This window comes from Pseudomonas sp. NPDC078700, assembly GCF_044542375.1.
GTDB lineage: Bacteria > Pseudomonadota > Gammaproteobacteria > Pseudomonadales > Pseudomonadaceae > Aquipseudomonas.
This window is the reverse complement of sequence record NZ_JBITUI010000002.1, coordinates 767,849-792,803: the sequence shown is the minus strand read 5'-3', so window position 1 is coordinate 792,803 and position 24,955 is coordinate 767,849. Positions and strand designations below refer to the sequence as shown.

Genomic DNA, 24,955 nt, shown 5'->3' with positions numbered 1-24,955 from the left:
TAAAAATATCGTTTAGTCAGATCAATATTCATTTAAAGAATAAGAATTTATACCGACTCCCATCAAATCCGCGGACACACTAGCCAAGACGCTGCGCTGTGTAAATCCACTCGCCGGGAATGGAAGCCACTGAAATTCTATTTAGATCTATACATAGCGCTAAAAATTACTTTTTAAGAATAAAAAACCTAGGCAGTATCAGCCGACTATTTTTGACCTAATAATCGAATTATATGCCTGATTTAAACAGGCATCGCGACGGGGAACGTCTTGATCATGCTAAAGAAATTGCTTCTAGCCAGTGTTGTCTCCACAAGCCTGCTCGGCAGCCTGTCCGCTCTGGCAGCTGATAAGCCGATCCTTAATGCATCTTATGACGTCGCTCGTGAGGTGTTTGCAGCGATCAACCCCAAGTTCGTCGCCAAGTGGAAAGCCGAAACCGGTAAAGACCTGGTGATTGACCAGTCATTTGCTGGCACTTCACGCCAGGCACAAGACATCATCCAAGGTAAAAAGGTGGATATCGTCACCTTCAACCAAGTTACCGATATCGACATCCTCGCCAAGCGCGGTTTAGTGCGCAAAGACTGGGCGAAGCAATTCCCGAATAACAGCTCGCCGTATTACAGCACCACGGCGTTTCTGGTGCGCAAAGGCAACCCGAAGCACATCAAGAACTGGGATGATTTGGCCCGTGACGATGTGAAGCTGGTGTTCCCTAATCCGAAAACATCTGGTAATGCGCGTTACAGCTACCTGGGTGCTTGGCTCTATGCCAACGAGAAATTTGATGGTGATGAAGGCAAGATCAAAAGCTTCGTCGGTAAAATTCTGCACAACGTGCAAAACTTCCCTACTGGCGGTCGCGCTGCCACTGTAGCCTTTGCTCAGAATGGCCAAGGCGACGTGCTGCTGACGTTTGAATCTGAAGTGGTCAACATCGCTAACAGTGATGAATTCAAGTCCGGCGAATATGAAATCGTGGTCCCGCCAGTGAGCGTTCTGGCTGAGTTCCCAGTTGCCTTGGTCGACAAGGTTGTTGATTCCAAGGGCACCCGTGACGTCTCCAAAGCCTTTCTTGAGTTCCAATACACCAAAGAAATCCAACAACTGCTGACCACCTTCAACTACCGCGTACACAACCCGGAAGTCGTTGCAGCCACTGCCAGCCAATTCCCGCAGGTGCGCCTGATCAACCCGAATGAAGTACTCGGCACTTGGGATGAGATCACCGCGAAGCACTTTGCCGCTAACGGTGTGCTGGATCAGTTGCTGGCTGAAGGCCGCTAATTGATTTGTAGTTTTGAGTAGTACAATAAGCCGCAGCTTTGCTGTGGCTTATTCGTTCAGGAACCTTAGTGTGCAAACCTCTTCGCGTTTTTTTCTGCAGAAACCGCTGCTTCCAGGTTTTGGCCTGAGCTTCGGCTTCAGCACGTTTTATATCTCTCTGGTGATCCTATTTCCGCTGTCGGCCTTGCTGGTTTATGTCAGTGACATGGGTTGGGCCCAATATTGGCAGGCAATCAGTGATCCACGGGTGGTACAGAGTTATGAGGTGACTGTCAGCGGTGCCTTTTACGCCACCATTGCTACCGTGCTTATTGGCATGTTGCTGGCTTGGATCATTACTCGCTACGACTTCCCAGGCCGTCGTTTGGTCGACGCATTTATCGACCTGCCCTTCGCCTTGCCGACCTCAGTTGCGGGCTTAACCCTGGCAACGCTACTTGCTCCCAGTGGGTGGCTGGGTGCCTGGCTTGAACCTATGGGCATCAAACTGGCCTATGCCTACCCCGGCATCATGATCGCCATGGTCTTTACCAGCCTGCCCTTTGTGGTGCGCACGGTGCAGCCGGTGATGCAAGACATGGGGCACGAGTATGAAGAAGCGGCCAGAACCCTGGGTGCAAATCGCATGCAGACCTTCTTCCATGTAATTCTCCCGACGTTGCTACCTGCATTATTGACGGGAGCATCGCAATCGTTCATTCGCAGCCTCGGTGAGTTTGGCGCAGTCATCATGCTGGCTGGCAATATCCCGTTCAAAACCGAAGTGTCGTCGCTGATGATCTTTATCCGCCTCCAGGAGTTTAACTACCCTGCTGCTGCAGCCATCGCCTCAGTCATTCTGCTGGCCTCGCTGACACTGCTGTTTAGTCTCCAGGTACTACAGGGCCATCTGTTCAAATGGCAACGGCAGGGCAAATGAAAAAACCTCAACACTGGCATCAATGGCTGTTGATCGGCCTCGGCTTAAGCCTTGTCGTCTTGATTTTGCTGGTGCCCTTATTGCTGATTTTCAGCAAGGCGCTGTCAGGTGGATTGGCCTTGTTATGGGGCAATCTCAATGAAGACTACATGGTGCACGCCATTGGCCTGACGCTTATGGTTGCCGCCATGACCGTTCCAATCAATCTGGTATTCGGCATCCTGCTGGCGTGGTGCATCACCCACTATGACTTCCGTGGCCGCAAGGTGCTGACCACCTTTGTCGACATCCCTTACGCGGTTTCACCTGTTGTCGCCGGGTTGTGCTATTTGGTGGTGTATGGCATTGAAAGCACACTGGGTCAGTGGTTCTACGATAACGACATCCAGATCATGTTCGCTTGGCCTGGCATCGTCATGGTTACGGTATTCGTCACCGCGCCCTATGTTGCTCGTATCCTCATCCCTGTCATGCAAACCCAAGGGCAGGATGAAGAAACCGCAGCGCTGTGCCTGGGCGCAAATGGCTGGCAGATATTTCGTAACATCACTCTGCCTAAAATCAAATGGGCGCTGCTCTATGGCGTGGTCGTCACCAACGCTCGGGCAGTCGGTGAGTTTGGCGCAGTATCGGTGGTATCAGGCACCATTATTAACCAGACCCTGACCCTGCCTTTGCTGGTTGATCAACTGAATAACGACTACAAAACCGCAGCCGCCTTTACCGCAGCTGCACTGCTGGCGTTGATGGCGCTACTCACGCTGTTGCTGAAGACGTTTATGGAATGGCGTCAACGTAGCTTGATGCAAAAGGCAGAAGCCCAGTAGTTGTTAACCGCCAAGCCACTCCAGTTGGCTTTATGGCTACTCCGCCCGGCTCGTTGAATGCGTGCCCGGGCATATGGTCAATGCCCCTTCTGGCCGCTATGATCGGAGCCCATGAGCGAATCCTTTCAAACTCGGCAACCCTGCCCACCCGGCGCCTGCGACTGCGGGCGCGAACAATTGGCGCAGACCCCGGGCTCAGATGTACGCATCCTGCGATTGACTCGCCAAGAAGAAAAACGCCTGATTGAGCGGCTGGAAAACATTCAAAGCCTTGAAGATCTTGAGCGCCTGCAGGTGCGCATTTATGAACAACTGGGTGTACGCGTAAGTGTCGCTCCGGGGTTTAACGAGGTGCGCAGCATGCGCGGTATTGCCATTGAGATCGCTGAGCTGACCGGACTGTGCCGCAAGACTCGCCAATCCATTCCGGCAGCCATCCGTCGTGGGCTGGAAAAGAATCCCGAAATCGCCTTCCGCTTGCTCGACAGCCACGACTTGCTGCGTGACGCATAGTGGCTCCCATTCTCATCCTTTGCCTACGCGGGCGTTGAGCCGATGTTCGCTAAACTGTTTTAGCAGCAAGATTATCAGCGCCATCAACAGCAACAGGCTGGCCACACTGAAGGCTGCAACATGGTTGTATTCGTTGTAGAGAATCTCGACATGCAGCGGCAGCGTGTTGGTGTAACCGCGAATATGACCAGACACTACCGACACCGCGCCAAACTCACCCATGGCCCGAGCGGTACAGAGCACCACGCCATAGACCAAGCCCCATTTGATGTTCGGCAAGGTCACGTGCCAGAACATTTGCCAGCCATTGGCACCGAGCAGGCGAGCGGCCTCCTCCTCCTGAGTGCCTTGCTCTTGCATCAGCGGGATCAGTTCTCGGGCGACAAAGGGCACAGTGACAAATACCGTTGCCAGAATAATGCCCGGCAACGCGAAGACGATCTGAATATTGTGAGCCTGTAACCACTCGCCAAAAAATCCTTGAGCGCCAAACAGCAACACATAAATCAAACCGGCAATCACCGGCGACACCGAAAATGGCAGATCAATCAGAGTGACCAACAAACTTTTACCGCGAAACTCGTACTTGCTAACCGCCCAGGCGGCGCAAACCCCAAATACCAAATTCAGGGGCACTGAAATACCCACTGCAAGTAAAGTCAACTGAAGCGCTGACAACGCATCGGGCTCAAAAATGGCGCTGAAAAACACCGTCCAGCCTTGTTTCAACGCGGCACTAACCACCACGCCCAAGGGCAACAGAAGAAATAATCCAAACACCACCCATGCTGCGATTATCAGCAGGGGTTGCCCAAGCACAGTGTTGCGCCTGGCACTGGCAATTGCTTGCGAAGACATGGTTTACCCTTAGTTTTGTCTGATTCTGCGCTGCAGCAGATTGATCAGCAGCAGCAAAGCAAATGAAATCACCAGCATCAGCACGCCAATGGCCGTGGCACCTTGATAGTCGTATTGGTCAAGTTTGACCATGATCAGCAGCGGCAAGATTTCAGTCTTCATCGGCATATTACCGGCGATAAAAATCACCGAACCGTATTCACCAACACCACGGGCAAACGCCAATGAGAAGCCAGTCAACCAAGCCGGCAACATGGCGGGCAGCAGCACATAACGCACTATCTGCAAGGGCTTGGCACCCAGACAAGCAGCGGCCTCTTCTATTTCACGCGGCAAATCAGCCAGCACTGGTTGCAGTGTGCGCACCACAAAAGGCAGTGTCACAAAGGTCAGCGCCAGAGTGATACCCAGCGGGGTGTAAGCAATCTTTAAACCTATGTCGGCTGCCAGCTTGCCAATCAAACCGTTGGGTGCATAAAGCGCAGTCAAGGCAATACCGGCAACAGCGGTTGGTAGGGCAAATGGCAGGTCAATCATTGCCTCGATGACCTTACGCCCGGCAAACTCATAGCGCACCAGTACCCAAGCCAACAATGCGCCAATAACAGCATTGATCAGCGCCGCAGCGAAGGCAGTACCAAAGCTTAATTTAAGCGCGGCTATAACCCGTGGCGAGGTGACTATCGCCCAGAATTCAGCCCAACTTAGCTGCGCCGCATGCACGAACATCGCCGCCAAGGGGATCAGCACCAACAAGCTCAGGTACAGCACGGTGAAACCCAGCGTAATCCCGAAGCCGGGTATAACTGGGGATGTTCGACGCAACATGTTCAATCCTTAGTGAAGGCATGCGCACAGGCAGCGCACAGCCTTATTCAGGCCATGCTCCGCCACGTCACATGGGCGTTGAGTTACTGCACCTGATAGATCTGATCGAACACACCGCCATCGTTAAAAAACTTCGGTTGCGCGGCTTTCCACCCGCCGAAATCTTTATCAACGGTGACGAGCTTCAAGGCCGGGAATTGCTTGCTAAATTCAGCTGCAATTTGATCATTACGTGGGCGATAAAAGTGCTTGGCTGCCAGGCGCTGCCCTTCATCGCTGTACAGGAAATTGAGGTAGGCCTCTGCGACTTCCCTCGTGCCTTTGCGCTCGACGTTCTTATCGACCACGGCCACCGGCGGTTCGGCAAGAATCGACAACGAAGGCGCAACAATTTCAAACTGATCACCCCCCTCTTCTTTCAGCGCCAGGAAGGCCTCGTTCTCCCACGCCAGCAACACATCGCCAATTTGATTGTTGACAAAGGTGATGGTCGAACCCCGAGCGCCAGTGTCCAGCACGGGTACGTTGCCATAGAGCTTCTTCACAAAATCCTGAGCTTTTTCATCACTGCCAAAATGCTGTTTGGCATAGGCCCATGCAGCGAGAAAATTCCAACGAGCACCACCGGATGTTTTTGGGTTTGGGGTGATAACTGACACCCCAGGCTTGATCAGGTCATCCCAGTCTTTGATGGCCTTGGGATTGCCTTTACGCACCAGAAACACAATGGTCGAGGTGTATGGCGTGCTTGATTGTGGCAAGCGTTCTTGCCAGTTTTCAGGAATGAGTTTGCCGATACGGTTCAGTTCGTCGATATCACCCGCCAGCGCTAGGGTGACAACATCCGCAGGCAAGCCATCAATGACTGAACGGGCTTGTTTACCTGAGCCGCCGTGGGATTGCTGGATGGTGATACCGGGATGGCCTTCGGCCTGCCAATGCTTGTTAAATGCTGCATTGAATTCGCTGTAGAACTCACGGGTTGGGTCATAAGAGACATTCAGCAAGGTTTGCGCTGCAACAGCAGGCCCTGCAATCAGTGCGCTCGCCAAGGCGGCGAAAGTGAAACGACGAATGGACATGTTGCTGCTCCTAAAAACGTTTAGTTCTTTTAATCGGGGCATGGCTGCCTGCAGCAAAAGCTGCATGACAGTCGCAATACCGGTGCGTGTTGGACGTCACGCCCTCCGGTTGTCCAGTCGGGCTGCTATAGCAGGTGTTTCTTGAGAAACCTAACGGGGGTTTTGCTTTGCCGTGAGTAGCCTGAATTTCTCTTTACGCTCGATTTGCACCACTTGGCCGTTGTGTACGGCTATTTCCAACGAGCCATATTGCAGGCCGCTCAGTGCGTTTTTAATTTCACGCAATACGCTGACCTCATCGACGGCACCATGGGTTGTGTTTGTCACAGTCATCGCAAGTGTCCTCTCCAGCTATGCAGACTTATTCAGCCGCTACGAGTGGCTGTCGATTGATAGTAGGAGACCTTTTATATTCTTAAAAATACTAGTTAATTACATGAATATTACTTTTTAGAATATAAAATCACTGGCTTAGCATCACCAAAATCAACAAAAAAGAATAAGAACATATTTTTTTATTCTTTTATTTGATTTTAAAAAATGCCTAACCTGCTCATGTCATCGACTCAACGAGCCAAGTACATGTCCGAGCAATCGATCCGCTACCTCATCATTCCAGGCTGGAATGGCTCACCTGCAGAGCACTGGCAAAGCCATTGGCAACGGGTACTGCCAAACAGCATCCGGGTTGAACAAGGCGACTGGCAGTACCCGCAAAAAACTCACTGGGTCGAACAACTGCATCAAGTGATTGCGGAGGATTCGCGCCCTGCTGTGTTGATCGCACACAGCTTGGGTTGCATAACCGTCGCGCATTGGGCCGCGCATGCACCTAAACACCTGATTAACCGAGTACTCGGCGCTCTATTGGTCGCCCCAGCTGATGTAGAGCGATTAAATTGCCCTGAGCCACTGCGTAACTTTGCACCTATCCCAAGTGCCAAGCTGCCCTTCCCCAGCCAGCTAATTGGTTCGGATAATGACTCAGCTGCATCGCCACAACGCGCCCTGCAACTGGCTCACGACTGGGGCAGCGAAGCCTCGATCCTGCGCGGCGTAGGCCATATCAATGTGTCTTCCGGGCATAGTCGTTGGGAGCAAGGCTTCAGCCACCTTTACCGCCTACAGCGCCAGCTCGAACAAGGTGGCCTAAAGCGCGCTTAGTGGCCCTGACAACAGCCGTGGCGACGGACACTCGCCGCGGCCTGGATTGTTTGACGATCTGCATATCGCGAGTTACGCTTATCGTAATTCAATTACAAAAAATAAAATCATGAACACTGACGACCTCGCCTACTTATCAGGCTTTGCCAATCACTTCAGCAGTGAAGCGCTTCCGGGTGCTCTGCCGATCGGTCAGAATTCACCGCAGAAAGTCCCCTTTGGCCTCTATACCGAGCTGCTATCGGGCACCGCCTTTACGGTGCCGCGTGCAGACTCGCGGCGTACTTGGATGTACCGCATCAAGCCGTCGGCTAATCACCCGGCGTTTGTGCGTATGGACAAACAAATAAAGGGGGGTGAATTAGGCCCCGTCACGCCGAATAGGCTGCGCTGGAACCCGCTGCAAATACCTGAAGCGCCGACTGACTTCATCGATGGTTTAGTCACCCTTGCCGCGACCTCTGCCGCCGATCAGGCATCCGGTGTCAGCGTGCATATCTACCGGGCTAACTGCTCGATGAAGCGGGTGATGTTCAATGCCGATGGCGAGTTATTAATCGTCCCTGAGCAGGGCCGTCTTCGTATTGTCACCGAGCTGGGAATGCTTGAGGTCGAGCCACTGGAGATCGTAGTAATCCCACGCGGCATGAAGTTTCGAGTGGAGTTGCTTGAGGCCGTCGCGCGCGGCTATGTCTGTGAGAATCACGGTTGCGCATTCCATCTGCCTGAACTGGGGCCAATTGGCAGCAACGGCTTGGCGAATGCCCGTGACTTCCTCGCGCCGGTTGCCCACTTCGAGGACACAGACCAGCCGGTCCAATTGGTGCAAAAGTTTCTGGGTGAGCTGTGGGCCACTGAGCTTGATCATTCACCACTGGATGTCGTCGCGTGGCACGGCAATAACGTGCCTTACAAATATGACCTGCGCCGTTTCAACACCATTGGTACGGTCAGTTTCGATCATCCAGACCCATCCATTTTCACCGTATTGACCTCGCCGAGTCACATCCCTGGCCAGGCAAATGCTGACTTTGTGATATTCCCACCGCGCTGGATGGTGGCCGAAAACACCTTCCGGCCACCCTGGTTCCACCGCAACCTGATGAATGAGTTTATGGGCTTGATTAAAGGCGCATACGACGCAAAGGCGGACGGCTTCTCCCCCGGAGGCGCTTCCTTGCATAACTGCATGAGTGCCCACGGCCCGGATAACATAAGCACGACGCAGGCGATTGCTGCCGAACTGCAGCCGCACAAAATAGATAACACCATGGCGTTTATGTTTGAGACCTGCACGGTGTTGCGCCCGAGCCAGTACGCAATGCAATGCCCTGAGCGACAGACTGACTACGACGCGTGTTGGTCTGGAATGAGCAAGACATTCAACCCGGAACAAGCCTAGTCCTGCCCATTGATAGTGCTCATACGGCATCGCCCATGAGCACTATCAACTCTCCGCCGCCCCTCTTCGCTTGACCTTTGCGCCCGATTCCTTAGTATCCCGCCCGCTTAAACCACAGAGAGCTAAAAGCCCGACGCGGCGCATCACTGTGGGCATAAGAAATGACGCCCCAAACTGATGCAAATCTGTCCTTTTGGTCAGAAAAAGGGCAACCAAATGTGGCAGAACGATTGATCACTCTGTGACCAAACACGGCAAAAACCCTTGAGAAATTGCGTTTTAACGGCTCAAACGCAGAAAAAATCCTAATTGGCTTTGTTTTTGCTCTAGAACCTGCAGCCTGACCGATTAGACAGGTTTAAAACTATAATTCTGCGCACCAGGAGCACCACTTGATGAAGCGTTTTATCCCCACTTTGATGTTAGCCGGCGGGCTTCTGGCAGGCGGCCAGGCTGTTGCTGGTGACTTAATGCAATGGCAAAACAACAGCCTCACGTATCTGTACGGTGAAAACTTCAAGGTTGATCCCGACAAGCAACAAACGCTGTCGTTTGAACACGCCAGCGGCTGGAGTTTCGGTGACCTGTTCTTCTTCGTCGACGGCATCACCTACAACAGCGCTGAACGCAATGGCGCAGGCGATGCAAGCACGTTCTACGGCGAATTCGCACCCCGTTTGTCGTTCGGTAAAATGTTCAATACCAAACTGGAATTTGGCCCAGTCAAAGACGTGCTGCTGGCCATGACCTATGAATTTGGCGAGGACGACACTGAGTCCTATTTGATCGGCCCAGGTTTCGACTTGGCTATTCCGGGCTTCGACTACTTCCAGATCAATACCTATTTGCGCACCACTGACGGCGATCGCGATGGCGATAACGTCTGGCAGATCACACCCGTGTGGAGCTATACCATTCCAGTGGGGAACTCAGACATCTTGATTGATGGTTATATGGACTGGGTTGTTGATAATGACGACAGCTACCACGCTAACCTGCACTTTAACCCTCAGGTTAAATATGACTTGGGTAAAGCGCTCAGCTGGGGCGAGAAGCAGCTCTATGTCGGTATCGAGTACGATTACTGGAAAGACAAATACGGCATCGATAACGACAGCTTTCTCGGTGACACCATTCTTGATGGCACCAACCAGAGCGCGACCAACTTTATCGTAAAAGTGCATTTCTAAATGCAACGCCGCGCAGGCCTGAAGGGCCTGCGCGATATGCCAGCCTCCCCCTCTTTAGTCCTTCAGTCCAATGCCCCTGCTGCCACTTGTGTGTTTAGATACCCCATCTGCCTACAAGGATGGATCATGTCTTCACCCACGTTGCTGCTGACCGCACTGGCCATGCTGGCATTTGCCGGTAACTCGATTCTTTGCCGAATGGCCCTCAAAGCGACTGAAATAGATGCAGCAAGCTTTACCAGCGTGCGCCTTGTCGCTGGGGCATTTACCCTGCTGATTATCCTACGTTTGAAAACCGCAGCTCAGCCATTGTCTGGCAGTTGGCCGGGCGCACTGGCCCTGACCGCTTATGCAGCGGCATTTTCATTCGCCTACATCAATCTCGATGCAGGAAGTGGTGCATTGCTGCTGTTCGGTGCGGTGCAACTGAGCATGATTGCCTGGGGTTTCTATCGCGGCGAACGCTTCGGTATTGCGACAGCTGTGGGTTTGGCTTTAGCCCTCATCGGCCTGATTGCGCTATTACTCCCAGGCGCTAATACGCCTGCGCTTGGTAGCGCACTGCTGATGTTGGTCTCCGGTGTTGCTTGGGGCGCATACTCACTCATGGGCCGCGGCGCTGTGGACCCACTGGCAACCACAGCTGGGAATTTTTTACGGGCGGTGCCAATCGCGCTGTTAATCAGCCTGGCATTGATCAGCCGTTTGCAGTGGGACGTGGCAGGCTTGGGATACGCAGTGCTTTCAGGCGCGCTTGCTTCGGGTATTGGCTACGCGATCTGGTACAGCGCATTGCGCGGTCTAAAATCCTTTCAGGCGGCCACCGTACAATTGAGCGTACCAATACTGACCGCACTGGCTGGTAGCCTGTTGCTCGGTGAGGCCCTAACCTTGCGCCTTCTGCTAAGTTCAGCAGCAGTGCTCGGCGGTATCGCCATTGTGCTCACGGCCAAGCAGCGCAGTCCTCAAACCTGAGCGGTTATTTGTGGTCTATAGCTGTAACCTTGTTGCCTTGGCATGGGTTGTTCGCTCTGCGCCATGCAACTGCCATTAGAATTGAACGGAATCTCAGCCATGCTCAGTTTCACCACCGCATCCTTTAAATCACTGTTTCGAGCAGCACTGGCCAGTGTTTGTATTCTCAGTCTGGTGGCCTGTAGCACCCTGAGCCCCCGAGACCCGGTCAAGATCGACCTTGTCGGACTTGAGCCATTACCCGGCGAAGGTTTGGAGATGCGCTTTTCAGTAAAACTGCGGGTGCAAAACCCCAACGACAGCGCCATCGACTACAACGGTATTGCCCTCGACCTTGATGTGAACAATCAGCCATTGGCCAGCGGTGTAAGCGATCAGAGCGGCCAAATACCGCGTTTCGGTGAAGCCGTTATCAGCGTACCGGTGACTATCTCCGCGTTTTCAGCCATGCGCCAAGCAATGGGAGCATCACTCTATAAGCCGGGTCAGGACTTGCCTTATGAAATCAGTGGCAAGCTTGCTGGCGGCCTGTTTGGCACCTCGCGCTTTAGTGATTCGGGTACATTGAACTGGCCACGTTAGCGTCTTAGCTCAGCTTTCCTGCGGATCACTTTCAACCACCCGATTACGCCCCGCCCGCTTGCCTTCATAGAGCGCGGCATCAGCACGCATAACCAACTCAATCAGCCCCTCATCTGGCATCAACATCGCGACACCCAATGTCAGTTGCATCTCAAGCTCAACCTCAAGCGCTTTTAAAGGCGTTGCAGCGACCTTTTCCCTGACCCGTTCAGCCACTTGCATGGCACCAGAAAGGTTTGTGTGCGGCAATAAAAGCAAAAACTCTTCACCGCCCCAACGGCAACAACTGTCTGTATCGCGAGCTATAGAACGGATCAAGTCACTGATGTGCCGTAAAGCTGCATCGCCAACAGGGTGGCCATGGCGGTCATTTATCATTTTAAAATTATCGATGTCCGCCAGAATCACAGACAGTGGGTATTGCTGACGACGGCTTTGAGAAATGGCCTGCTCTGCCAACTGCCCGATTGTGCGGCGGTTAACCAATTGCGTGAGCGGGTCATACGCTGCCAAGTGTTGCAATTCGGACTGAATTCTTGAGACGGTAACAAAGTGGGTAAACGTCAGCAGCGATATGGTCACGAAGCAAATCAACAAATTCAAAATGCGAAACTGCTCCAGCCCAGCAGCAGTCATAGAACGATTCGCACCCGCTGCCATCTCCAGTTCGAACTTGAACATGCCGATGGCCATCACCAAACAAATAAAGACTTTGAGCTTAAGGCCGATCCGACCGGCAAATACCACCAATGGAATCAATGCCATTACCAGATAATGGACCCCAGCCCGAGAGCCAAAGTGCTCTGAAAACTGGACGATATAAAGCGTAACAATGGCAAACAGCGTGAGCACACTGGGTAGAAAAACTGCAAATGAACGCTTACGCGCGCACAGCGGATATAACGGCATTTGAACCAGCATCGCCAAAAGGCTGAACTGCCACCAGTCACTGTGGTTGAGCCATAACAAAATCGCGTGCAGTGGATTGACCACCATCAGAATAAGAATCCCTCGCTGCACAAATGAGCGAAAGGTCATTCTTATAAAATCAGTATCGAGTGGATCGCGTTCAATCCCTGACAAGAAAGACGACATACGCGTGCTCCCCAGCAATCCAACTGCCGCTGGTGTACCGGCATGGATACGGCATCTGTATAACAAGTGAAGTACTAAATCCGTCTCACGTCAGGCCACACAGACGAATTAAATAGCGTGCGCCAATTTGAGATCGATTTTAGCCTTGTGAAATGACGTCACCCTAAGGAACCTCTGAAAAACTACTGCGCTAGGTATTACTGCGTTAAAAAACTGCTCAAAATGCTCATTTACACCTCGTAAACTCCGCTTTTTCACAGCTTTTTGCCCTGTACTCCCGTCGCTCGCTACCTTTTTCAGAGGATCCCTAAGCGTTTAAATCACCACGCTGAATGACTAATAAACGCCCTACAGAGCCTGTTGTTAACGCCGTTATCAATAGCACAGCGTTAATGCCTTCAACCCAACCAAAAGTTCTGACTCAATTAAACACCAGAGCGGCCCGAATACCCTTAAGAACGCCGCCCTTCAACCACGCACCAAAATTGGGCAAAGTACTTTACACAAGCTTTACACCCTCTCTCGTGCCGAATTCGCATAATCAGAGTCAGAATATACAGGCGGCATTTGTCCGCATTGTAGGAGTCATAAAATGATTAAGCGTATTTTTCTGCCAATTGTATTAATAGCCAGTTGGCTCATGGCCAGCCAAGCTTCGGCCCACGGCCACAACGACGGTGCAGTGATTGCAGGCGCCGTTGCAGGCGCAGTCATAGGTGGGGCCATCGTCGCCAACAGCCAACCTGCGCCGCAGCCTGTGTATGTCCAGCCGGCACCGCCACCGCCAGTCTATTACCCACCGCCGCAGCCAGCTTATTATCCGCCACCGCAGCCGGTTTACTACCAGCCACCACCGGTGTACTACCAACCCTACCCAGTGGTTGTGGCACCAGCCTATCGTCCGCGCACTGTAATTTACTATGGCGGCCGAGGAGGCTATGGCCACTACAACAACTATCATCATGGCGGTGGTGGCCACCATCACTAAACAGCTTGTCAGCCTCGCGTTTGCGGGGCTTTTTTCTGCCCGCTCGCCAGCACCGAACAGAGTTACTCGCCGCAGACTCAGCAAAACCCTATATAATATACGGCCATTTGACAGCCTGAACCCGAGGTCGCTTCGTGAGCACTCTGCCGCCATGCCCTAAATGCAATTCTGAATACACCTACGAAGACGGCACCATGCTGATGTGCCCTGAATGTGCTCACGAGTGGTCAGCTAACGCCGAAGATACTGCGGCTGAAGACGCCAAAGTCATCAAAGACTCCGTCGGCAACCCATTGCAAGATGGCGACACCATCACCGTTATCAAAGACCTCAAAGTCAAAGGCTCATCGCTGGTGGTTAAAGTTGGCACCAAGGTCAAAGGCATTCGCTTATGCGAAGGCGATCACGATATTGACTGCAAGATTGACGGCATCGGTGCAATGAAACTCAAATCAGAGTTCGTCAGAAAGGTTTAACCCCCTCCCCTTCGTGCCTGAGCGAGCCCGAACTCGTTCAGGAACACACTTCAAAATCGGCATTTATCCTGAGCACCTCCCGCGCTAACTGCACATTTTTGTCAGCATTGGCTAGCATTCGTATAAACCACAGTTTCAAATAAGCCTCGTCTAGTCCCATTCAAGACCAATTGGAGCTCAGGATGCGCTACCTTTTTATCGGTCTCTTGCTGTGCCTCAGCGTGCCTGTATCCGCAGAGCCGTTGTTGGCGGTCGCCGATGAACAATTCGCCCCATACAGCTTTACTGAGGCTAACAGTGAAAAGCCAATGGGCATGGATGTCGACCTCGTTAGCGCAATTTTGAACGAAGCAAAATTAGATTTCAGAATCCGCCTATACCCTTGGCAGCGCGTTAAGCAAATGCTCGAACACCATGACGCAAATCTGGGATTTGCTTTTGCAGGAACGGCTGAGCGCAAAGAGCAATATCTGCTTGTCGGCCCAATACGCAGTGGCTCTACGGTCTTTATGACCACCCATAAAACGGCCATAACTGATTGGCAAACCCTTGATGACTTGATGCCCTATGTCATCGGCCAAGTACGGGGCTATGCCTACGAAACCGAGTTTGATCACGCGGATCTTTCACGCGACAGCAGTGCCCAAAACCCCAGGCAGCTGGTGTCGATGTTACTGGCAGGCAGAATCGACATCATCATTGGTGACAAAACTCAGTTGATGTATTTCGTCCATGAGCAAAAGTCAGAGTCGAGCGTGCGAATCCTCCCCCACGTACTGGTCGACATGCCCCGCTACGCTGCCTTCAACAAAAATGATGAGCAAAATGCAAAAGCGTTCGCCAGCGCACTCCAGCGTCTAAAAGATAACGGCAAGCTGCAAACTATCTTGCAACGCTGGCAGTACTGAGGCGCAGACCCACAAATGAAGAAAATTTGCCTACTAACGAGCTTGTTACTTATGACGGGCTGCGGTGCCGGTGAAACGGCGGCAACTGCTTCGCTACAGGCCAAGCAGGCACAAAAAGCGCAACAACAAATGGCGCAGATGCAAAAGCAAATCGACGAAGCCAATGCGGCCAGTAACCAGCGCCTGGAGCAGCAGCTTAAAAACTCGAACTGAAGCCGATTTATCTCAGCCCTCCGCCAACCACTGCTGCACAGCATTCACTGCTTGAAGCTGACGCTCAGACCAGTCGCCGTGCAGCGTGATAAAGCGCTGTTGGTGGCGTAACAACCAGTCACGGCACCCCTCAAAGAAGTGCATACGCTCAGCTAACTGGGGCTGGCAACGCTGGCCATCATCGACCCAAGGCACACCTTGTGGATCGAGCAATAGGTTGAGGTCATAACGGCGGGCTAACAATGCCGCTTCGATCCAGGCCGGGCAATTGCCGAACAGCTCACGGCTCCACAGCATGTTGCTGAGCAGATGAGTGTCAAGAATCAAAAGTTGTGGCTGAACGGCACGGGCTTTATCTTCCCACTCAAGCTGACCCTGAGCGATTGTCGAGATGTCGGCGTAACAGGTATCGCGCTGCTGCTGATCAATAAAATAGCGCACATATTCGCCGACCACGACGCCGCCGAACTGCGTTTGCAAGGTCGCAGCCAACCAACTTTTACCGGTCGACTCTGGCCCGGTTAGCACCAGCACCTTCATGCGTATGCAGGCTCAGGCGCTCGCCGCCAACTGCGCCAGCCTTGAACGGCCAACAGGGTGAACAGGGCATACAGCGCTGCCGTCAGATACAATCCTTTACTGATAAATAAGCCGACAAAAATCAGGTCAACGATAATCCACAGCGCCCAGCATTCGAGGCGCTTTTGCGCCATCCATACTTGTGCGACCAGGCTGAAAGCGGTCAGCGCAGCATCTAACCAAGGCGCAGCGGCATCGGTGTGAGTGGCCATTACGTAGCCCAAGGCGGCACTGCCCAGCGCCCCTATCATCAGGCTCCCGACCAGACCCGTTGAACTCAACCGACTGACCTCTCGCCCGTTATGCTCACCGCCACCACGTGTCCACTGCCACCAGCCGTAGAGTTGCAGCGCAGCATAGACGACCTGCAAAAGCATGTCTGAATAAAGCTTTATGTCGAAGAAAATCCAGCTGTACATCAAGACCATCACCAGCCCAATAGGCCAGCACCAGATGTTCTGTTTAACCGTCAGCCACACGGCAATAACGCCGAGAGCGGCAGCTACAATTTCAAGGGGCGACATACAAACCTCAGATGCAGAACAGCTTTGCGCCGCGCTGTAGTTCTTTGATCCAAGGATTGTATCCAATTCTGCACATCACTGCGCGCAGTGATCAACCCGTGCAAGCTTCCCTGAATATGGCGACGTAAAGCTTGCCCACCAAGACGCTGCAAATCGCCGAAATGGCCGATGAAAAGCGTCTGCCACCGACATCAGCATTTAATGCGCAATTGCATGGACTTGATCACCCAATTGCATTGCCACTGACCCATCAATTGCATTCGACTTGACCATGTTGACGACAGGCAAAGAACGGCCAGAAGCAGTCAATGGCGACAGGCCGTGCTCGGCAGGGAGACGCATTACCGTATGTAACTTGCTATGGTTTCTCAGTCCGGTGGAGTTTGGGGGGAAATGCGAGCAGTGGCTCTTGACTACGATTCCATTGGCTTCGGCATAGACCATCTATTCGCAGTTACTGGAGCGAAACTGTAAGCGGTTTCATGGCAGGTCGCTCTATTCGACTTGTACTGCGATGCAACATTACGCACAATGTGCGCACATTGTGCATTAGGAGTATAAGATGGCGTGGAACTATAATTTTTTAAGTGGAATTGCACGACATTCAGAGACGGGGAAGGAATTTCGAGTTGAACGCTCAATGCCCGAGGATCGTGTCACCGTATCCACAGTCGATGGCCAGCCCCATGATCTCGAACCTTCAAGTTTGGAGGCCTTAGAGAACCACTGCGTAAGTGAAAAGAACCGCCACGAATTGCAGAGACTTATTCAAACCCTTTTTCAGAACGACTTTTCAAGGGCCGTTGTGACCTTGAATAAGGCAGATGGGCGCAAAGCCTCTGTGAGAACCCTTCAGGCTTGGCTGATGCCACCAGACAGACAAAGCAGCAGGCGCTGTCCAACATGGGCGGTAATCTACCTAGAAAACTACCGTGATACTCACGCGGAAGATATACGGATCTATCGTGAATTCAAAGACAGTCAGGTTGGGCTCAGAAGCCCGACACGTGTCGACAGGGTCTACAACGGGAGTGCGCTCCAGGATGTTGAGCGGCAGCTAGCCTTTGAAGAACGGTACCGCCGAGAGTTGAGAACCAGCAGTATTTCGGCGCTTCCAGACTTGCTCGCGGACAAGCTGCTAAAGATAGAAAGCAACTATGAACGCCTTCTTTCGAGCCATTTCGCTCTTCTTCAATCCGTCAGGAGCGCAGAAAGCCTTGAAGACCTGAAAGTTAAGCTTAACGCAGAGGAAGACGATCTAAGTCGATCTAACCAATTCGTAGCTACTGCGCGCGAAGCTCTTCTAAGCAACTCCGAAGAGTTTGCCTCGGATGATGGGACTTTGCCGGAAGATGCGTCATTTACGAAGTGTGTGTTCCCCGGGAGCGGTTGAGTCTCACGCAGGTAGAGCCATTTCGTTTGTGCTCATTTAGTGGTCATGTCCTACCAAAAAAAACAGAGCCGATCATAAGTGGACCGAATTGACGTGCTTATCCACCTGATCCCGGCCCTTGGAGTGCAAACGATTACGCAAGATTTGACGAGGCCGCCGTTAAATTACTGAAATCCATCCAACAGAAACTGGGTGAAGAATTCGAGGTGGTGTACGAAAAACTTTAACTTATCGGTGTGAGTCTTCGACCTGATAACGAAAGGATGCAGCTATAGATCGGTAGCCACCTTTGCAATAGGCCGCCACAACCCAAAGTAAACATTTCAGCTTCTTGTTCAGTAGGCAGCCCCCGCCAGTCCTAAAATCGAGACGGCGGTTCATTTCCAGTTTTGATCTGTGAAAAGACAAGGTCTGGGTCTGCTTGGCACCAATATCTGAACAAAAGGCGAGGTTCGGTATCCCCAAAATACTGACTCAGGAAGCTTTCGGCGGGGATTAGCAATTTAGTTTGTGGCCATTGCTGAGCTAAAACGCCTATGTGTTTGCCAGACGAACAAATAATCCACGTCGCCTTGCCTCCACTGATGCGAGGCAGGTAACCCATACCTTGGATCGCTTCGAACAAAGCGCGCAGTGTTACTGCTGGATCAAGCCTGATTGATGTCCTATGGCTTTCGAGATCATCCCCTGCATGCACGCTATCCCGATCAATTTCAATAACCAACATGAATGTTCCTTGTTAGCGTTGTGTGGTTACTAGAATGCCAGCGTATGGATGCCAGCAGCTATCTGTCTACAGTCCGCTCTGGGCCGATCTCAGCCCTTAGCCACAGAGCGCTATGGGTCGATAGAAGCTGGTCGCGGCAGGTAGCTATTGGCGGATATTTTTCTTGTCATCAATGCGCCGTGTGCTGGTCAAGTCGAATGCAAACGCTTAGTCAGCACCCGTGCAATTAACGGGTCAGTGGGAACGCAAGCGGTGGTCAAGTGAAGTGCAATTTCCCATTTAAAGTACAGGAAAAAAAAGACCCGCCAAATGACGGGTCCTTCTCGTTCAAAGCCGGGCTTTAACCGTTGCTTGGGAATGCAAAGGAAGCCGCTTCATGGCTGGCACGTTGTGGCCAGCGCTGAGTGATAGCTTTGCGGCGCGTGTAAAAACGCACACCGTCTGGACCATAGGCGTGCAAGTCACCGAACAGCGAACGCTTCCAGCCGCCGAAGCTGTGGTAAGCAACCGGAACAGGCAGCGGCACATTGACGCCGACCATGCCGACTTCGATTTCGTCGCAGAACAGACGCGCAGACTCACCGTCACGGGTGAAGATGCATGTGCCGTTGCCGTACTCGTGATCATTGATCAGTTGCATCGCTTCTTCGAGGCTGTTGACGCGCACAACGCAGAGCACCGGCCCGAAGATTTCTTCTTGGTAGATGCTCATCTCAGGGGTTACCCGGTCGAACAGGCAGCCGCCGAGGAAGAAGCCGTTTTCGTTACCTTCAACACTGAAGCCACGGCCATCGACAACCAGTTCAGCACCGGCTGCCACGCCGGCATCCACATAGCCCTTAACCTTGTCACGAGCAGCGGCCGTGACCAGTGGGCCCATGTCCAGGCCTGCCGAGGTGCCTGCACCAATTTTCAGCGCTTTGATCTGTGGCATCAGTTTTTTGATCATCGCGTCGGCAATCTGGTCGCCCACACAAACAGCAACAGAAATCGCCATGCAACGCTCGCCACATGAACCATAAGCAGCGCCCATCAAAGCGCTGACTGCGTTATCGAGGTCTGCATCTGGCATCAGTACGGCGTGGTTTTTAGCGCCGCCCAAGGCCTGAACGCGCTTACCGCGCTTAGTGCCTTCGGAATAGATATATTCGGCAATCGGTGTGGAACCCACAAAGCTCAATGCTTTAACTTCTGGCGCTTCGATCAGGGCATCAACGGCATCTTTATCACCGTGAACAACGTTCATCACGCCTTTTGGCAAGCCGGCTTCTTGCAGCAACTGGGCGATATACAGCGTCGAGCTTGGATCACGCTCAGACGGCTTGAGGATAAAGCAGTTACCGCAAACGATGGCCAGCGGATACATCCACAGTGGCACCATCGCTGGGAAGTTGAACGGGGTGATACCCGCCACTACGCCCACCGGCTGGAAGTCGCTCCAGGCATCGATATTCGGGCCAACGTTACGGTTGTATTCGCCCTTGAGAATTTCGGGTGCGCCACAGGCGTATTCAACATTCTCGATCCCGCGCTTCAATTCACCGGCAGCGTCTTCAATGGTTTTGCCATGTTCTTCGCTGATCAACTTCGAGATAGCGGCTTCATGCTGCTCAAGCAGTTGCTTGAAACGGAACATGATTTGCGCACGCTTGGCTGGCGGAGTATTACGCCACGCTGGGAAGGCTGCTTTGGCCGAGTCGATGGCTTTCTGGACAGTTGCACGATCAGCCAGTGCAACCTGATGAATAACCTCACCTGTAGACGGATTAAACACGTCTGCGGTGCGGCCTGTGCCGGCAACTGGCTGACCATCGATTAAGTGATTAACTTGGCTCATGGAATACTCCGTTAGCAATTAGGTTAAGACGGTTGAACAGGTTCAACTCGCTTGGAAATTAAGTGACGGAGGCCGCCTACAGCGCCCCCGTCAAAATCAATTAGGCACCTTTGATTTCAGTCTCGACAAAGACCACTTCATGGTCGCTGGCGTTAACCACATTGTGCTCAACACCCGCCTTGCGAAAGTAGGACTGACCGGCAACCAAGGTTGCATGTTTCTCGCCCTCTGGCGTTTCCAGCAGCAGAGTGCCCGCTGTCATGGGCACCACTACATAATCGTAGCCGTGGCGATGAGCACCGGTTTCACTGCCCGGAGCAAAGCGCCATTCGGTGACAATAACATCAGCATTATCAACCTGAACGGTGGGTACGGCTTGCATGCGCTTGGTCATTAATCAACACCTTGCAAAGCTTGGCCAACGGCATCGAAGACGCGATCTAGGTCTTCGCGCTTAGCATTAAAGGTTGGGCCAAACTGCAGCGTATCGCCACCAAAGCGTACATAAAACCCAGCTTTCCATAGGGCCATGCCCGCTTCGAATGGGCGAATAACGGCGTCACCATCGCGTGGAGCCAACTGAATAGCACCCGCCAAACCGCAGTTGCGAATATCAACAACGTGCTTGGCACCCTTCAAGCCATGCAGTGCATTAGCAAAATGAGGCTCGATTTCAGCGGCTTGCTGCACGAGGTTTTCACGCTTTAGCAACTCAAGTGAAGCCAGGCCCGCAGCACAGGCAACCGGATGCGCCGAGTAGGTGTAACCATGGCTGAATTCGACCATATGCTCAGGCGATGGCTGGTTCATGAAGGTTTGATAGATTTCGCTGGAGGCGATCACTGCACCCAGCGGCACGGCACCATTGGTGATTTGCTTGGCGGTGTTCATGATGTCTGGGGTGACACCGAAGTATTCAGCGCCCGACCATTTGCCCATACGACCAAATGCGGTGATCACTTCATCGAAAATCAACAGAATATTGTGCTGGGTGCAGATCTCACGCAGGCGCTGCAAATAACCCACTGGCGGCACCAGCACACCAGCCGAACCTGACATGGGCTCAACGATAACCGCCGCGATGTTCGAGGCATCGTGCAGCTCAATCAGTTTGAGCAGCTCATTGGCCAGTTCAACGCCGCCTGTTTCGGCCATGCCCTTGGTGAAGGCCATACCCGGCTGCAGCGTATGTGGCAGGTGATCGACGTCCATAAACTGGCCGTACATTTTGCGGTTGCCGTTGATACCCCCCAAGCTGGTACCGGCAATGTTGACCCCGTGGTAACCACGAGCACGGCCGATGAACTTGGTCTTGGCAGGCTGACCTTTCAAGCGCCAATAGGCCTTGGCCATTTTCACTGAAGTATCGGCGCACTCAGAGCCTGAGCTGGTGAAAAACACATGATCCAGCCCGGCAGGCAATAAATCCGCAAGCTGCTCGGCAAGCTGGAACGACAGCGGGTGGCCGTATTGGAAGCCCGGGGAGTAATCGAGAGTACCCAGTTGCTTGGCGACGGCATCCTGAATTTCTTTACGCGAATGCCCCGCACCGCATGTCCACAGACCCGAAAGGCTGTCATAGATTTTGCGACCCTTGTCATCAGTCAACCAGCTGCCTTCAGCCGACACAATAAAACGTGGGTCGCGGTGGAAGTTACGGTTGGCGGAAAACGGCATCCAGTGAGCATCCAGCTTGAGCTGGCTGGTCAATGGCGGAGTAGCAGTCTGGGGCATATTCATGGGGCAGCCTCGCTGAGAAGACAATGTTCGGTTAAGGAATCTGCGAAAAACTACTGCGCTAGAGATTACTAGGTTAAAAAAATGCTCAAAATGCTCATTTAGGACAACTAAAGTCGGCGCGACCCCGAGCGGTTCTCGCATCTTTACGCCTTGTACTCTCTTCGCTCGCGACCTTTTTCAGAAGATCCCTAGAAGTACGCTTGCCAGTAAAGGTGCCACGGGCATAAAGTTGGTAAAACTTAACTCTTCATATCTTTAGTTAACCGGTTACTAAACTAATGAGCACCCGCCGCCCAGATCCCCTTGCCCAAGTCAGCGACTTCGATATTCGCCTACTCAAACTCTTTCGCAGCGTCGTCGAATCCGGCGGTTTTTCGGCAGCCGAGAGCGTGCTGGGCATCGGTCGCTCAGCCATCAGTCAGCAAATGAGCGACCTCGAACAACGCTTGGGTTTGCGCCTTTGCCAGCGCGGGCGTGCCGGTTTTGCGCTGACTGAAGAAGGCCGCGAGGTGTTTCAGTCAACTCAGCAATTACTCGCGGCATTGGAAAGCTTTCGCACCGAAGTTAATGGCCTGCACCAAAACCTGCGTGGCGAACTGAATATTGGTTTGACCGACAACCTGGTCACGGTACAGCACATGCGCATCACCAATGCCCTTTCGCGGCTCAAGGAGCGCGGCCCGGATGTGCGAGTCCATATCCGCATGACGCCGCCAAGCGAAGTTGAGCAAGGTGTCCTCGACGGCCGCCTGCATATTGGTGTGGTGCCGCAATCCGGTGCACTTTCAGGACTCGATTATCAGCCGCTGTATGATGAGCGCTCACTGCTCTACTGCGCAGTGGGCCACCCGCTGTTTTATGCCGATGATCAACTGCTTGATGATGAGCGTCTGAACGCTCAAGACGCCATCGCCCCGACGTTTCGCTTACCACCGGAAATACAGACCTACTACCAAGCGCTTAACTGCACCGCCAGTGCGTCTGATCGCGAGGGCATGGCGTTCTTAATTCTGACTGGCCGCTACATTGGCTATTTGCCGGATCATTACGCCAGTGCCTGGGTTCAACAAGGTCGCCTGCGCGCACTAAAGCCAGATTCACACTTCTATGACCTGAACTTAGCCGCTGTGACCCGCAAAGGCCGTCGCCCGCACTTGGTCCTTGAGAGTTTTCTTGAAGCCTTGGCTGCCGTCAGCTGACAAGCGCCCCAATTAAGGGCGCACCGACACCAACAGGGGCAAAAAACAGCCATTTAACCTGCCAGCCACCCCGTCAACACCGCGCAAGACTCAGTAAATCTGGAGCTCGACAAAAAACTGTTCAAGTGGACAGCTTTTTGCATTGGGATTGGAAATACACCTATCCAGCCCAGCAGCCTGCGCTGCCCGGAGAACTGCATGTCGACTGATGCACCGCAATCAGACTTGATCTACGGCCTAGACGCCCGCCCTGCCCCCCTTGCCGCGTTCTTCGCTGCGCTGCAACATGTGCTGGCCTGCTTTGTTGGCATCATCACCCCAACCCTGATTATCGGCGGTGTACTCGGTCTGGGCGATCAGATTCCGTATTTAATCAGCATGGGCCTGATGGTTTCCGGGGTTGGCACCTTGATTCAAGCGCGCCGCCCGCTGGGCATCGGTGCCGGAATGATTTGTGTACAGGGCACCAGCTTTGCCTTTTTAAGCGCGGTGCTCGCTGCCGGATTCATCGTTAAACAACGAGGCGGCGGCCCGGATGAAATACTCGCGATGATTTTTGGCGTGTGCTTTTTCGGCGCATTTATCGAAATGGTACTGAGCCAGTTCATCGGCCGTTTGCAACGCGTAGTCACACCATTGGTGACCGGGATTGTCATCACCATTATCGGTATTAGCTTGATCAAGGTTGGCATTACCGATGTTGGCGGCGGCTTTAATGCCCCGGATTTCGGCGCCCCCGTCAACCTAGCCTTGGGCGGCTTGGTGTTAGCGGTGATTATTGCCTTGAACCGCCTAAGCAACCCATGGCTGCGTCTCTGCGCCATCGTTATCGGCTTGCTGGTAGGCAGCATCGCCGCCTACTTTACTGGTGTTCTGGTACCCAAACCCATCAGCAGCCTGCCTTGGGTAAGCCTGCCAGTGCCGTTCATGTACGGTTTTGATTTTGACTGGATGGCGTTTTTCCCGGTCGCCCTGATTTATCTGATCACAGCGATTGAAACCTCTGGCGACCTGACCGCCAATTGCATGATCTCGCGCCAGCCGATCAAAGGCCCGGAGTACCTCAAGCGAATAAAAGGCGGCGTATTGGGTGACGGCGTTTGCTCATTGATCGCTGCGGCATTTAATACCTTCCCCAACACGACATTCAGCCAGAACAACGGAGTCATTCAACTAACTGGCGTTGCCAGCCGCTATGTCGGTTACTACATCGGGGCGATCCTGATTCTGCTTGGCCTGTTTCCAATGGTGGGTGCAGTCTTGCAGCAAATTCCCAAGCCTGTGTTGGGCGGTGCAACCTTGGTGATGTTCGGCACCGTTGCTGCGGCAGGTGTGCGTATTCTCGCGCAGGCCCCTCTGGATAGACGCAGCCTGTTGATCATGGCGACGTCTTTTGGCATTGGCCTCGGTCTATCGAGCCAACCCGAGTTACTAAGTCAGCTGCCTAAACTGGTGCAAAATATTTTTGGCTCCGCCATTACCAGTGGCGGGCTGACAGCGATCATTCTCAATCTCGTGTTGCCGATGGAAGGTCAAAGCACGGCCACTGATAGCGTAGAAATAGCCGAGGTAGACACAGCCGGTAACAACTAGTTGAAAGCGGCGTTCTGTGACTGACAGTCAGCAGGCTATGATCCTACGATGCG

Annotated in this window: 27 protein-coding genes; 16 read left to right on the top strand and 11 right to left on the bottom strand. The window is 52.9% G+C overall.

Translation table 11 applies throughout. The features are described from left to right. Positions 1–276: 276 nt before the first annotated feature. The 4 genes from cysP to ACIGCM_RS09425 all read left to right on the top strand — a co-directional run bounded on the left by cysP (position 277) and on the right by ACIGCM_RS09425 (position 3,549). The gene (gene cysP / locus ACIGCM_RS09440) at positions 277–1,290 is read left to right on the top strand and encodes a thiosulfate ABC transporter substrate-binding protein CysP (RefSeq protein WP_397501784.1); all 1,014 of its coding nucleotides are present in this window, start codon (positions 277–279) and stop codon (positions 1,288–1,290) included. Between the two features lie 70 nt (positions 1,291–1,360). Beyond that, a complete protein-coding gene (gene cysT, locus ACIGCM_RS09435; RefSeq protein WP_397501783.1) occupies positions 1,361–2,209 on the top strand; it encodes a sulfate ABC transporter permease subunit CysT in 849 nt (282 codons plus the stop codon). Further along, positions 2,206–3,036, top strand: coding sequence for a sulfate ABC transporter permease subunit CysW (cysW, locus tag ACIGCM_RS09430; protein ID WP_397501782.1), 831 nt, complete (start codon positions 2,206–2,208; stop codon positions 3,034–3,036). The genes cysT (ACIGCM_RS09435) and cysW (ACIGCM_RS09430) overlap by 4 nt, the downstream gene beginning before the upstream one ends. A 111-nt stretch (positions 3,037–3,147) precedes the next feature. Beyond that, positions 3,148–3,549 carry a hypothetical protein gene (locus ACIGCM_RS09425; protein WP_397501781.1) on the top strand — a complete coding sequence of 134 codons (402 nt, stop codon included), beginning with the start codon at positions 3,148–3,150 and terminating at the stop codon, positions 3,547–3,549. Between the two features lie 12 nt (positions 3,550–3,561). On the opposite strand, the gene cysW (ACIGCM_RS09420) is transcribed toward ACIGCM_RS09425, so the two are convergent. The 4 genes from cysW (ACIGCM_RS09420) to ACIGCM_RS09405 form a co-directional block, all read right to left on the bottom strand. Continuing rightward, positions 3,562–4,407 (bottom strand): sulfate ABC transporter permease subunit CysW, encoded by an 846-nt coding sequence (gene cysW, locus ACIGCM_RS09420; RefSeq protein ID WP_397501780.1) that lies wholly within the window; start codon positions 4,405–4,407, stop codon positions 3,562–3,564. A gap of 9 nt (positions 4,408–4,416) precedes the next feature. Further along, positions 4,417–5,235 carry a sulfate ABC transporter permease subunit CysT gene (gene cysT / locus ACIGCM_RS09415; protein WP_397501779.1) on the bottom strand — a complete coding sequence of 273 codons (819 nt, stop codon included), beginning with the start codon at positions 5,233–5,235 and terminating at the stop codon, positions 4,417–4,419. 83 nt (positions 5,236–5,318) lie between these two features. Then, entirely contained in the window at positions 5,319–6,317 is a 999-nt protein-coding gene (locus tag ACIGCM_RS09410; RefSeq protein ID WP_397501778.1) for a sulfate ABC transporter substrate-binding protein, read from the bottom strand. A gap of 150 nt (positions 6,318–6,467) precedes the next feature. Further along, on the bottom strand, positions 6,468–6,650 hold the full coding sequence (locus ACIGCM_RS09405; protein WP_397501777.1) for a DUF2292 domain-containing protein: 183 nt from the start codon (positions 6,648–6,650) through the stop codon (positions 6,468–6,470). A 249-nt stretch (positions 6,651–6,899) separates the two neighbouring features. Here ACIGCM_RS09405 and ACIGCM_RS09400 point away from each other — a divergent pair, with 249 nt between their 5' ends. The 5 genes from ACIGCM_RS09400 (at position 6,900) to ACIGCM_RS09380 (ending at position 11,630) form a co-directional block, all read left to right on the top strand. Beyond that, complete coding sequence (locus tag ACIGCM_RS09400) at positions 6,900–7,481, top strand: RBBP9/YdeN family alpha/beta hydrolase (protein ID WP_397501776.1); 582 nt, start codon at positions 6,900–6,902, stop codon at positions 7,479–7,481. A gap of 109 nt (positions 7,482–7,590) precedes the next feature. Then, positions 7,591–8,883, top strand: coding sequence for a homogentisate 1,2-dioxygenase (gene hmgA / locus ACIGCM_RS09395; RefSeq protein ID WP_397501775.1), 1,293 nt, complete (start codon positions 7,591–7,593; stop codon positions 8,881–8,883). A 395-nt stretch (positions 8,884–9,278) separates the two neighbouring features. Next, the gene (locus ACIGCM_RS09390) at positions 9,279–10,073 is read left to right on the top strand and encodes an outer membrane protein OmpK (RefSeq protein WP_397501774.1); all 795 of its coding nucleotides are present in this window, start codon (positions 9,279–9,281) and stop codon (positions 10,071–10,073) included. A gap of 126 nt (positions 10,074–10,199) precedes the next feature. Next, positions 10,200–11,048 (top strand): DMT family transporter, encoded by an 849-nt coding sequence (locus ACIGCM_RS09385; RefSeq protein ID WP_397501773.1) that lies wholly within the window; start codon positions 10,200–10,202, stop codon positions 11,046–11,048. Between the two features lie 99 nt (positions 11,049–11,147). Further along, on the top strand, positions 11,148–11,630 hold the full coding sequence (locus ACIGCM_RS09380) for an LEA type 2 family protein (protein WP_397501772.1): 483 nt from the start codon (positions 11,148–11,150) through the stop codon (positions 11,628–11,630). A gap of 9 nt (positions 11,631–11,639) precedes the next feature. On the opposite strand, the gene ACIGCM_RS09375 is transcribed toward ACIGCM_RS09380, so the two are convergent. After that, positions 11,640–12,725, bottom strand: a complete 1,086-nt coding sequence (locus ACIGCM_RS09375) for a GGDEF domain-containing protein (protein ID WP_397501771.1) — start codon at positions 12,723–12,725, stop codon at positions 11,640–11,642. A gap of 592 nt (positions 12,726–13,317) precedes the next feature. Between ACIGCM_RS09375 and ACIGCM_RS09370 the strand changes: the two genes are divergently transcribed. The 4 genes from ACIGCM_RS09370 to ACIGCM_RS09355 all read left to right on the top strand — a co-directional run bounded on the left by ACIGCM_RS09370 (position 13,318) and on the right by ACIGCM_RS09355 (position 15,310). Next, complete coding sequence (locus tag ACIGCM_RS09370) at positions 13,318–13,713, top strand: hypothetical protein (RefSeq protein ID WP_397501770.1); 396 nt, start codon at positions 13,318–13,320, stop codon at positions 13,711–13,713. Between the two features lie 134 nt (positions 13,714–13,847). Beyond that, positions 13,848–14,189, top strand: coding sequence for a zinc ribbon domain-containing protein YjdM (locus tag ACIGCM_RS09365; RefSeq protein WP_397501769.1), 342 nt, complete (start codon positions 13,848–13,850; stop codon positions 14,187–14,189). Positions 14,190–14,371: 182 nt separating this feature from the next. Continuing rightward, complete coding sequence (locus ACIGCM_RS09360; protein ID WP_397501768.1) at positions 14,372–15,097, top strand: substrate-binding periplasmic protein; 726 nt, start codon at positions 14,372–14,374, stop codon at positions 15,095–15,097. Positions 15,098–15,148: 51 nt separating this feature from the next. Next, positions 15,149–15,310 (top strand): hypothetical protein, encoded by a 162-nt coding sequence (locus ACIGCM_RS09355; RefSeq protein WP_397501767.1) that lies wholly within the window; start codon positions 15,149–15,151, stop codon positions 15,308–15,310. Positions 15,311–15,322: 12 nt separating this feature from the next. Here the strand turns inward: ACIGCM_RS09355 and ACIGCM_RS09350 are convergent, their stop codons facing one another. Together ACIGCM_RS09350 and pnuC are read right to left on the bottom strand one after the other, a co-directional pair. After that, positions 15,323–15,850 (bottom strand): AAA family ATPase, encoded by a 528-nt coding sequence (locus ACIGCM_RS09350; protein ID WP_397501766.1) that lies wholly within the window; start codon positions 15,848–15,850, stop codon positions 15,323–15,325. Then, entirely contained in the window at positions 15,847–16,413 is a 567-nt protein-coding gene (gene pnuC / locus ACIGCM_RS09345; protein ID WP_397501765.1) for a nicotinamide riboside transporter PnuC, read from the bottom strand. The genes ACIGCM_RS09350 and pnuC overlap by 4 nt, the downstream gene beginning before the upstream one ends. Before the next feature lie 562 nt (positions 16,414–16,975). Here pnuC and ACIGCM_RS09340 point away from each other — a divergent pair. Then, the gene (locus tag ACIGCM_RS09340; protein ID WP_397501764.1) at positions 16,976–17,806 is read left to right on the top strand and encodes a hypothetical protein; all 831 of its coding nucleotides are present in this window, start codon (positions 16,976–16,978) and stop codon (positions 17,804–17,806) included. 358 nt (positions 17,807–18,164) lie between these two features. On the opposite strand, the gene ACIGCM_RS09335 is transcribed toward ACIGCM_RS09340, so the two are convergent. From ACIGCM_RS09335 to ACIGCM_RS09320, 4 genes are all read right to left on the bottom strand, one after another. Then, on the bottom strand, positions 18,165–18,533 hold the full coding sequence (locus ACIGCM_RS09335) for a hypothetical protein (RefSeq protein WP_397501763.1): 369 nt from the start codon (positions 18,531–18,533) through the stop codon (positions 18,165–18,167). A gap of 340 nt (positions 18,534–18,873) precedes the next feature. Beyond that, complete coding sequence (locus ACIGCM_RS09330; protein WP_397501762.1) at positions 18,874–20,370, bottom strand: CoA-acylating methylmalonate-semialdehyde dehydrogenase; 1,497 nt, start codon at positions 20,368–20,370, stop codon at positions 18,874–18,876. Positions 20,371–20,470: 100 nt separating this feature from the next. Next, complete coding sequence (locus tag ACIGCM_RS09325; RefSeq protein ID WP_397501761.1) at positions 20,471–20,764, bottom strand: cupin domain-containing protein; 294 nt, start codon at positions 20,762–20,764, stop codon at positions 20,471–20,473. Continuing rightward, entirely contained in the window at positions 20,764–22,110 is a 1,347-nt protein-coding gene (locus ACIGCM_RS09320) for an aspartate aminotransferase family protein (protein ID WP_397501760.1), read from the bottom strand. The genes ACIGCM_RS09325 and ACIGCM_RS09320 overlap by 1 nt, the downstream gene beginning before the upstream one ends. Before the next feature lie 278 nt (positions 22,111–22,388). Here ACIGCM_RS09320 and ACIGCM_RS09315 point away from each other — a divergent pair, with 278 nt between their 5' ends. Together ACIGCM_RS09315 and ACIGCM_RS09310 are read left to right on the top strand one after the other, a co-directional pair. After that, entirely contained in the window at positions 22,389–23,309 is a 921-nt protein-coding gene (locus ACIGCM_RS09315) for a LysR family transcriptional regulator (protein ID WP_397501759.1), read from the top strand. A 198-nt stretch (positions 23,310–23,507) separates the two neighbouring features. Then, a complete protein-coding gene (locus tag ACIGCM_RS09310; RefSeq protein ID WP_397501758.1) occupies positions 23,508–24,902 on the top strand; it encodes a nucleobase:cation symporter-2 family protein in 1,395 nt (464 codons plus the stop codon). Positions 24,903–24,955 lie beyond the last annotated feature (53 nt).